This window comes from Polaromonas sp. P1_E1_2, from assembly GCF_056406035.1.
In genome coordinates, this window is sequence record NZ_JBFUAZ010000148.1 from 1 (window position 1) to 7,959 (window position 7,959).

Consider the following 7,959-nt stretch of genomic DNA (forward strand, 5'->3'; position numbering starts at 1 on the left):
CAGGAATGGGTCGCATGCGCGGCCAGCGCATCAGCGAAAAAACGGGTGTACTGCTCATGCAGGACAGGGCCCCACGCAGCCTTGTGGTCGCAAGGCTGCAGATAGCTACAGGGCCAACCGGTCGGCACCGGCAACACGGTCTCGTGCGCAACCAGGCCTGCGGCGCGCAACCGTGCGGCGTAGGCCAGCGTTTCGTCGCGCAGCGGGTCGTCCTGCGCGGTGATAAGCAACGTTGGTGCAAGGCCTGCCAGGCGGAATGCCGCACCGGGTGCAGCGTAAGGGTGGCTTGCGTCTTCGGCCCGGGGCAGGTATTTGTGCCAGCCGTCGGCCCAGGTGCAGCCCACGGGCCCGGCTTCGGCGTCGCGCAGCGAAGCGGTCGCAAGGCATGGGTCCAGCATGGGCGACATCAGGATCTGCCCCGCCAGGGCAGGCTCATGCTGGTCACGCGCCATCAGCGCCACGGCGGCAGCGATATTGCCACCGGCCTCTTCGCCGGCCACAAAAACCGGCGCACCGACGCCGACCAGCTTGTGGCGGGCCTTGGCGGCCCAGACCAGCGCGGCATAACCTATTTCGACAGCATTGGGGAAAGGGTGCTCTGGCGCCAGCGGATAGTCCAGCGACATCACCACTGCGCCGGCTTGGGCCAGCAACCCGGCTACGCAGGAACCGCCTTCCAGGGACCCGCCTACAAACGCGCCGGCATGGAAATGCACCACCAGGGGTGAAACGCCCGTGCCGCTGCGGCGGCCGTAAAAGCGCACGTCCAGCGGCTTTTTCAGTGCCAGCTGGATCTGTTTTTCCACCCAGGGAGGGGGGTTTTTGTCGGCGCCTGCGGGGACGGGCTGTGGGCTGTTCATCATGGCGAGCCGCACGCGGCTCCTCTTTGTTGCAATGCAGCAGAAGATACGCGCGACAACCCGCTTAATAAATAGCCGTTTTGTTTATACTTTATTTCACCAGTGCAACAATGAGGGGTAGCAAGCAGGCTTCTCCTCTGAAAATCACGGTCCCCCATGAAAGCTCCCATGAACATCCGAGCGCGGAGTTTCATCCTTCCCTGTGGGGCAAGGTCAATCGGGAGCGGGCAATCCCGGAAAATTCTCAGGGCTATTTCGCGCCCCGCACCTGAACCGGCTGGGCTGGTCACAATCGCCCCTCGCCGTTTTGCCGATGAGCCCCTGTCGGCAAATGACCCTCTTCCCCGGCAGCCATTCTTTTTATTACCGCCCCCGTTATCCGCCCCATATCCTCTTGCAGCGCCAGCCCGCCAGGCAAGGCACGCGCTGACGGCCCTCACCAGAACAGGACTCTTTTATGGATAAATTTTCCGCAATGCAGGCCTTTGTACGGGTTGTGGAGGCCGGCACGTTTACCAAAGCGGCAGATTCCATGGGTATGCCCAAGCCCACGGTGACGCGCCTGATCCAGACGCTGGAGCAGTCACTGGACACCAAGCTGCTCAACCGCACCACGCGCAAAGTCACCGTGACGGCCGACGGTGCGGCTTACTACGAGCGCGCCGGCCGCCTTCTGGGCGAAATGGAAGAGCTTGAGTCGAGCATGTCGCGCGCCAAGGCCAGCCCGCGTGGCCGGCTCAAGGTGGATATTCCCTCTTCACTGGGCCTTGCGGTGGTGATTCCGGCCCTGCCCGATTTTTATGCGCGCTACCCCGACATCCAGCTGGAGCTTGGCGTAAGCGACCGGCCGATCGACATCCTTGCAGAAAATGTCGACTGCGTGATCCGCGGCGGGCAGATCACCGACCAGTCGCTGGTGGCGCGCCGCATCGGCGAGTTCTATTTGATGTCCTGCGCTTCGCCCGCCTACCTCAAGCGCCACGGCGTGCCACAGCACCCGCGCGAGCTGCAGGCGCACAAGCTGATCCGCTATTTTTCGCCGCGCGACGGCAAGCTTTACACCGTCAACCTGCAAAAAGACGGCGAGGTGGTGGAGATCGGCGGACACCACCAGCTGTCGGTCAATGACTCGAATGCGGGTGTGGCAGCGGCGCTGGCGGGCCTGGGTATACTGCAGACGCTCACCTTCCTGGTTCAGCACCACATCAGCAGCGGTGCGCTGGAGCCCCTGTTCAACGGCTGGTGCTCCGAGGCCAAGCCCATTCATGTGGTGTACCCACCCAACCGCCACCTGAGCAACAAGGTGCGTGTGTTTGTCGACTGGATCGCCGACCTGTTCGCCAAACACGACCTGATACAGCGCAAGAGCAGCTTGCCGCAATAAACGCGGCAGACGACGCGACAGCCGCTACACCGAATGCATCGGCATTTCCCGGCGTCCCCAGCTTCCTACAACTGGCGTCATCCGCAGACTACACCACAGGACATCCCAGGGGAGTAAGGTCAGTGGCTGTCCGGCGTTTTGCGCGCCTGCTTTCATACACTGCCTTTCTTCCCTGCGAAAGACCACCCATGCCAAGACCCAAAGTTGCCGCGCCCGATACCGAGAGCCGAAAGGCACTGGAGCAGCGGGCGCGGGAAGCAGCCATGCCCGCACCACCCCGTGAAAAAGGCCGCTGGCCATTTCCGGTGCCGGACGACCAGCCCGCCGGCAAGACTGAAGGCCGCCACGAGGAACCGGAAAAGCCGGCCAAGCCAGGAAAGTCCGGCGACTGACTGCCGGATTCTCCATGCACTCTCTTCTCTTCTGTGTCAGCGGCGCGCCAGGACGCGCTTGACCAGCATGGCGGCGAACAACACCAGCGCACCGGCGATCAAGCCTGTGAGTGCGTCCATCAACAGCGGTGTGAGCGCGGCCAGCAAGGCACCTGCTCCGCCAATGGCCGACGCTTTTTGTGCGAGCAGCTCGATCGCGTGATGCAACGGCGCAAAGCCGTGTGTCAGAATGCCGCCCCCCACCAGGAACATCGCGATGGTGCCCGCCACGGAAAGGCCTTTCATGAGCCAGGGAGCGGTCAGCAGGATGGCGCGGCCTGCGCCGCGCTGAAAGCGGCCCAGGGCGCCGCCTCCTTCACGCTGGCTAAGGTAAAGCCCGCCATCGTCCAGCTTCACGATGCCTGCCACCAGGCCATAAACCCCCACCGTCATCAGRAGGGCGATACCGCCMAGAACAGCCACCTGCGTCACGAAGGGACTGGCCTGCACGGTGCCCAGCGTGATCGCGATGATTTCAGCGGACAGGATGAAGTCGGTGCGGACCGCTCCCTTGATCTTGTCTTTTTCAAGCGCCAGCACGTCTACGTCGGGGTTGGTCAGTGCGGCGGTCAGTGCTTCATGCTCGGCCGCCTGTTCGTCTGCGCTGTGCATGAATTTATGCGCGAGTTTCTCAAACCCCTCGTAACAAAGAAATGCACCGCCCACCATCAGCAGCGGCGTGACGGCCCACGGTATGAACGCGCTGATGGCCAGCGCGGCCGGTACCAGGATGGCCTTGTTGACAAAAGAACCTTTGGCCACAGCCCAGACCACCGGCAGCTCCCGGTCTGCCTTGACACCTGAAACCTGCTGGGCGTTGAGGGCGAGGTCATCACCCAGCACGCCGGCAGTTTTTTTGGCAGCCACCTTGGAAAGCAGCGCCACATCATCAAGGATGGTGGCGATATCGTCGATCAATGCAAGGAGGCTGCTGGCCATATGTAGGTTCCGTGTGCCGGCGCAAGGCCGAAGGGGGTGAGCAAAGCTTGCAAAGCCTGGCCGTGGCGGTGCCGGGGCCTGGCAGGAGTCCGGTGCTGCTGTTATGCGTTGTGATCGCACCGAAGGGGAGACCTACTGTACCCAAATCCAGCGCAACAAAAAGCCGCCTCGCGGGCGGCTTTGAACGGGCATTTATGTGCCAGGTATTCAGCGTGCCGTGAGCCGTCCCAGGATAAAGCCCAAGGCAAGGGCGGCACCGACGGCCTCCAGGGGCCTTTCCTGCACCCATGATTTCGAGGCCTCAATGGCCCGGCCTGGTGCTTCAGTCACCCTGCGGGTCTGGTCGGCAAAACGGTCAGCCACGCTGCTGGCACCGCCGGCCAGCTTGTCGACGCCTTCGTGCGCGGCGGAAGAAGCGCGGTCTACCGCACTGCGGGCCGGCTCAGCCACCTTGTCAATACCGCTGTGGAGCGCTGCGCCGGCAGACTCGACGCCGCGCTGCAGGGGGTTGTCAGTACCGGAAGCCGTACCGGTGGAGGCTGTGGTTTTGTCCATGATGCTTCTTTCAAAAAAATTCCGCAAAATACCTCTGCGATCTATTTGTGTCCCGGCGATGACGGGTATATGGTTCGTCATCCAGAGGTGTCTGCCGACATTAAGCGGTGGCAGGCATGCAGACTGTGCGCAGCCGGATACGCTGCATGTAGGACAAGAGAGTGTTGTGCGTRCCGCGCGGTTGTCGGCCCACACTGACAGGAAAAAGGCCGCTTGGCTTGGCAGCCCCTGTCGCGGTTGCCCGCATCATCGTCCTGAACTCACAAGCCAAAGGCATCYAGGCCAGGCACCGTTGATAAACGCCCTTCTAACGTTTTCGAAACTCCAAGGAGAAGCACAATGCCCAGAATTGGACGACCCGCCCTCAGAACCGGCGCAACCGACAACGGCCAGCCGCGTAACGGCCCACCCGAGGAAGGTCTGGATGAAGACGACGCACTGGAGTTGCCGGTCGAGCCCGACGAAGGGATGCCGCTGATTCCTGATGACGATGAGCGGGTGGTGAATGTGCCGTCGTGAGATGGCGCTCTTAAGGCCTGGTTTTTTCTGTCGTTGTGCTTTTTGCTGAGTTCTGCTGGCCGGGGGTTGCCCGGCATGCAAGTAACTTTCTTTTGCTTCGCCAAAAGAAAGTCACCAAAGAAAAGGCGACCCTGGTTCCTGCGTCCCTACGCTTCGCTACGGGCAACCTGTGGTGCTCGGTCCAGCCGGGGTCAAAAACAACTCGCTTCGCTCAAACAAGTTTTTGCCCTGATCCGTCTGGACCTCCGCTCCTCGGCGCATCCACAAGGGGGTGGGGAAGGAATACGAATACCTGAAGAAACAAGGACACGCCATGGCGTGTCCTTGTCGGTATTGGAGTTGGTATTTGTCTTCAGTCCCCGCTCCCGATTAGCCCTTCTGTATGCGCCGAGGAGCGCAGGTTCAGGCGGATCAGGGATCGCGATTGTCTGAGCCGAAGGCGAGTTCGAGCGAGACCCCGCCTGAACCGAGCACCGCAGGTTGCCCGTAGCGAAGCGTAGGGACGCAGACAGCAGGGTCGCCTTTTCTTTTGCYTACTTTTCTTTTGGCGAAGCAAAAGAAAAGTGAGTAGCCGCCGGGCTACCCCCGGCCAGCAGMTCTCAGCAGAAAGCACAACGCCGGAATACGAACCGGCCCAAACAGAATCAGTTCAAAAATCCAGCCCTCAATCAACCACCCGCTTGAGCCGGATCTCTTCCAGCTTGGCACTGCCAAAAGCCACCGTCTTGAGCGATGGCATCTCGCGCTTGAACCCCGCCGCGTGTTCATAAAAGCGCAGCGCACGCTCATTGCGCAACAGCACCCACAACGTGACCTGCGTGCAACCCTCTTCTTTCAGGCCCTCACGCGCGCCGTCCCACAGGGCCAGGCCTGCGCCCTTGCCCCAATGTTCCGGCAGCACATACAGCGCCCAGATTTCACCCACCGTGGATTTGGTGCCGGCATCGCGGGAACGGTCAAAGCCGACAAAGCCCACGATCTCATCTCCGTCCGTGGCCACCAGCAGTTGCGGCTCGCTGAATTCAATGGCTTCGCGCCAGTAAGGCAGGCGTTTTTCCACCGTGATCTTGCCGAGGTAGTCCTCGGGCATGAGGTCTTTATAAGTGGCCTGCCAGGTGGCGACATGAATTTCGGCAATGGTTTTGGCATCACGGGGCGTAGCGGGACGGACGGAATAGCTGGACATGAAAAAAATCGCTTGTGAATCGGTGCGGGAAATGATCGGGGGAGCAGAATTGTCGCCCAAATCGCCCCCTACCCGGCAATACATTCGCTTCACGGCGGTCGGCGGCAGGATGAATGCCCGGCAAGTGACTTGGGCGTCGGGTACATTCGTCGCACCCTAACACTTACAAGCGCTTGCACATCATGGCCCAAGGTATTCAGTTTCCCCTGCAAATGTCCTTCAAACTCATCGCCTTTGCACCGCAATTTCTGGTCAAGGACGCGCATAGCCAGCCGGTGGCGTATGTCAAACAAAAACTCTTCAAGCTCAAGGAAGCCATCACGGTTTTCACCGATGAAAAACAGGACCGGCAGCTCTACCAGATCAAGGCGGACCGGATTATCGATTTTTCGGCGCTTTATCACTTCACCGATACCCAGGGCGCGGCGCTGGGCGGCATCAAGCGTCGCGGCATGCGCTCCATGTGGAGAGCCGGTTTTGATGTGCAGGACAACGGCGTCACCCACTTCAGCATCAATGAAAAAAGCGTGATGACGCGTTTTCTTGACGGCCTCTTCAGCCAGATTCCGGTGATCGGCATGTTTTCGGGCTACCTGTTCCATCCCGCCTACCAGGTGACGAGGCCCGACGGCACCCTGGTGGCCGAGCTCACCAAGCAGCCCGCCCTGTTTGAGGGCCGGTTCACCGCCGAGCGGATGGCCCCCGTCAATGAACGCGAAGAGCAGCAGTTGTTGCTGTCCCTGATGACCGTGCTGCTGCTGGAACGCCTGCGCGGTTAACGCAGACGCCGGCGCAGGCAGCTACCCGTACCCGAAGCAGCGATGGACGACCCGGCCCACCCTGGCGATCCGGCGAATGCGGTTCTGTTCAGCGTCCAGCTGAACCCGGAAGGGGTGCATTTCAGCGCCTCGCCGTCCCTGCCGATCCTGCAATCGGCGCTCCAGGCCGGCGTGGCGATGGACAGTTCGTGCAGAAACGGCACCTGCCGCACCTGCATCCGCCGGCTGGCCAGCGGGCAGGTAGCTTACCGCATCGAATGGCCGGGCCTGAGCGCCGAGGAAAAGCAGACGGGCTACATCCTGCCCTGTGTCGCGTACCCACTGTCGGATGTGGTGATCGAGCCGGGGGACTGAACTGCCGGTATCTGCCGTAGACCCACGGGCAAAGCCCCGGGCGACGCGGCGCCGTCGCCGAGCGCGCGCTGCATCAGCACCGTGTCCACCCACTGGCCGAACTTGTAGCCGACACAGCCCAGCGTGCCGACACGGGTAAAACCCAGCGCCTCGTGCACCCTGAGCGAGCCCGTGTTGGCGCTGTTGCCGACCACGCCCACCATTTGCCGGAAACCGCGCTGCTCGCACTGGCGGATCAGCTCACGCAGCAAGGCGCTGCCAATGCCGGCCTGGCGCATGCCTGGCGCGACGTAAATCGAGTCTTCCACCGTATGGCGATAGGCCGGCCGCGAACGATAGGCACTGCCATAGGCGTACCCCACCACCTCTGCGTTGCGGTGCGCCACCAGGTAGGGGTAGCCGCCCTGCAGGATGTCGGCGCGGCGCGACAACATCTGCGCGACGCTGGGCGGCTCCAGCTCAAACGTCGCCAGGTTGGTGGCCACGTAGTGCGCGTATATCGCCTGGATTGCCTCCATATGGCTTTCGGCACAGGGACCGATCACCAGGGAATCGCAAGTTCCGGAGGAAGGGCCGGGGCGCGTGGCATGGGGTATGGGTGTGAGGTGCATGCCGCTATGGTTGCGCAACGGCATGCATAAGTAAATATATCAAAACTTATCAGATTGATTAGAATTTCTTTGCATGCTCAACCTGGACCACCTGCGCACCTACGCCCTCATCGTTGAAACCGGGAGCTTTTCCGGTGCGGCCGAAAGGCTGGGCCTTTCACAGCCCGCCGTCAGCCTGCAAATCAGGCAGCTGGAGCAGAAGCTGGGCGTGCGCCTGATTGAACGCGTGGCGCGCCGCGCAACGCCCACACCCGCAGGGCTTGACCTGATGGAAGAAATCCAGCATGTCAACACCGCCGTAGACGGCGTCATGGCCGCCATGGCTTCCCACTCCTCGAATG

The 7,959-nt window shown here is 61.6% G+C and carries 11 protein-coding genes; 6 read left to right on the top strand and 5 right to left on the bottom strand.

Annotation, left to right across the window (positions count from 1 at the left end; translation table 11 throughout):
• On the bottom strand, positions 1–875 hold an 875-nt coding region (locus AC1D1P_RS09345; protein ID WP_477672771.1), incomplete at its 3' end, for an alpha/beta hydrolase.
• 442 nt (positions 876–1,317) lie between these two features.
• Here AC1D1P_RS09345 and AC1D1P_RS09350 point away from each other — a divergent pair.
• Positions 1,318–2,244, top strand: coding sequence for a LysR family transcriptional regulator (locus AC1D1P_RS09350; protein WP_457279192.1), 927 nt, complete (start codon positions 1,318–1,320; stop codon positions 2,242–2,244).
• Positions 2,245–2,432: 188 nt separating this feature from the next.
• Positions 2,433–2,636: a hypothetical protein gene (locus tag AC1D1P_RS09355; RefSeq protein ID WP_477671484.1), complete on the top strand. Its 204-nt coding sequence runs from the start codon at positions 2,433–2,435 to the stop codon at positions 2,634–2,636.
• Positions 2,637–2,672: 36 nt separating this feature from the next.
• Here AC1D1P_RS09355 and AC1D1P_RS09360 read toward each other — a convergent pair whose 3' ends face one another.
• Together AC1D1P_RS09360 and AC1D1P_RS09365 are read right to left on the bottom strand one after the other, a co-directional pair.
• Positions 2,673–3,614, bottom strand: a complete 942-nt coding sequence (locus AC1D1P_RS09360; protein WP_477672772.1) for a DUF808 domain-containing protein — start codon at positions 3,612–3,614, stop codon at positions 2,673–2,675.
• A 207-nt stretch (positions 3,615–3,821) separates the two neighbouring features.
• A complete protein-coding gene (locus AC1D1P_RS09365) occupies positions 3,822–4,169 on the bottom strand; it encodes an ElaB/YgaM/YqjD family protein (RefSeq protein WP_477671482.1) in 348 nt (115 codons plus the stop codon).
• Positions 4,170–4,508: 339 nt separating this feature from the next.
• On the opposite strand from AC1D1P_RS09365, the gene AC1D1P_RS09370 reads away from it, so the two are divergent.
• Positions 4,509–4,688, top strand: a complete 180-nt coding sequence (locus tag AC1D1P_RS09370; RefSeq protein WP_457279196.1) for a hypothetical protein — start codon at positions 4,509–4,511, stop codon at positions 4,686–4,688.
• Between the two features lie 664 nt (positions 4,689–5,352).
• Here AC1D1P_RS09370 and AC1D1P_RS09375 read toward each other — a convergent pair.
• Positions 5,353–5,874, bottom strand: a complete 522-nt coding sequence (locus tag AC1D1P_RS09375) for an N-acetyltransferase family protein (protein ID WP_477672773.1) — start codon at positions 5,872–5,874, stop codon at positions 5,353–5,355.
• Between the two features lie 182 nt (positions 5,875–6,056).
• Here AC1D1P_RS09375 and AC1D1P_RS09380 point away from each other — a divergent pair, with 182 nt between their 5' ends.
• Both AC1D1P_RS09380 and AC1D1P_RS09385 read left to right on the top strand, forming a co-directional pair.
• Entirely contained in the window at positions 6,057–6,653 is a 597-nt protein-coding gene (locus tag AC1D1P_RS09380; RefSeq protein ID WP_457279198.1) for an LURP-one-related family protein, read from the top strand.
• A 42-nt stretch (positions 6,654–6,695) separates the two neighbouring features.
• Positions 6,696–7,007 (top strand): 2Fe-2S iron-sulfur cluster-binding protein, encoded by a 312-nt coding sequence (locus AC1D1P_RS09385; RefSeq protein WP_477672774.1) that lies wholly within the window; start codon positions 6,696–6,698, stop codon positions 7,005–7,007.
• Here the strand turns inward: AC1D1P_RS09385 and AC1D1P_RS09390 are convergent.
• Entirely contained in the window at positions 6,947–7,618 is a 672-nt protein-coding gene (locus AC1D1P_RS09390) for an N-acetyltransferase family protein (protein ID WP_477671478.1), read from the bottom strand. The two genes, AC1D1P_RS09385 and AC1D1P_RS09390, sit on opposite strands and share 61 nt — an antisense overlap.
• Before the next feature lie 73 nt (positions 7,619–7,691).
• Between AC1D1P_RS09390 and AC1D1P_RS09395 the strand changes: the two genes are divergently transcribed.
• On the top strand, positions 7,692–7,959 hold a 268-nt coding region (locus AC1D1P_RS09395), incomplete at its 3' end, for a LysR family transcriptional regulator (protein ID WP_477672775.1).